This window comes from Amycolatopsis sp. NPDC003676, assembly GCF_053587275.1.
On the sequence record NZ_JBSFNS010000363.1, the window covers coordinates 1 to 1,176 of the forward strand.

The window sequence follows — 1,176 nt, forward strand, 5'->3', positions numbered from 1 at the left end:
CTCGACCCCGGCCAACCAGATGACGTTCACGACGGCCTGGCTCGGCGCGATCGGCTACACCCTGCAGTTGTTCTTCGACTTCTCCGCCCCGGCGTTCACCGAACGTTGGCCAAGTTACCGGCGCGGCAAGCTGAAATTCCCTCCGCGTGTCCGTGGAGCCCCGGCTAGTCTCGAATTTGCGTCACCTGAGTTGCGGAATCGAAGCGAACCGAATCCATGGGAGTGGGCGAAACGATGACGGTCTCGTCGGAAATGTCGAGCGCGGCCTGGGCCGCGGGAATCCCGCAGAGTCTGCGCGGTGATCTCGCGACACTCGAGGGGGCGTATTTCCGACACGTCGACGCCGGTGACGCGGACTTCCCGGTCACCGGCATCAACCAGATCTTCCGGCGGCACATGGAATTGGCCGCCGAGCGCCCCGCCGGCACGGCGCTGGTGCGGGTCTACCATCCCGACGACGGGTCGGGCATGGGCGCGGCGGTGCAGCTGGTCACCGACGACATGCCGCTGCTGGTCGAGTCGATCACCGCGGCGCTGGGCCGGATGCAGGTGAGCGTCACCGAGGTCATCCACCCGATCTTCGAGGTCACCCGCGACGAGCACGGCGCGCTGGTCACCGCCGCGCCGCACGAGGTGGACGGCAACGGCGCGACCGGCAAGCCGGAGTCGTGGATGCACCTGCAGCTGCACCCGTCGACCAGCCGGGCCCAGCTCGACCACATCGAACGCACGCTGCCCGAGGTGGTCGCCGACGTCCGTCAGGTCATCGACGACACCGAGGCGATGACCAGGGTGCAGAGCTCGCTGGCCGACCAACTCGACCGCACCGCGGGCTCGGGGTCGGCCCCGTTCCCCGCCACCGATCTGGCCGAATGCGCGGAGCTGCTGCGCTGGCTGTCCCGCGGCAATTTCACCCTGCTCGGCTACGCGCGCTACCGGCGCGACACCGAGCACGGCCACACCGTGTCCACGCAGGTGGCCGGCGCGAGCCTCGGCGTGCTGCGCGCCGACATCGGCACCGACTTCCAGGTCCCGATCAACGGCGGCGACCGTCCGCTGCTGATGCTCACCCAGGGCCTGGTCCGCGCGACCGTGCACCGCTCGGTGTACCCCTACTTCGTCGGTGTCGCCGATGTCGACGACGCGGGTGCCGTGGTCGGCGTGCACCTGTTCATC

At 69.1% G+C, this 1,176-nt stretch carries 1 protein-coding gene and 1 pseudogene; both read left to right on the forward strand.

Translation table 11 applies throughout. The annotated features are described in order from the left end of the window. A partial coding sequence (locus ACWDNU_RS46440; protein ID WP_449673520.1) for a hypothetical protein occupies window positions 1-238 on the forward strand: 238 nt, incomplete at its 5' end. Continuing rightward, window positions 235-1,176 (forward strand): annotated as a pseudogene (locus tag ACWDNU_RS46445) (hypothetical protein); the annotation flags it as partial. The gene ACWDNU_RS46440 and the pseudogene ACWDNU_RS46445, both read left to right, overlap by 4 nt.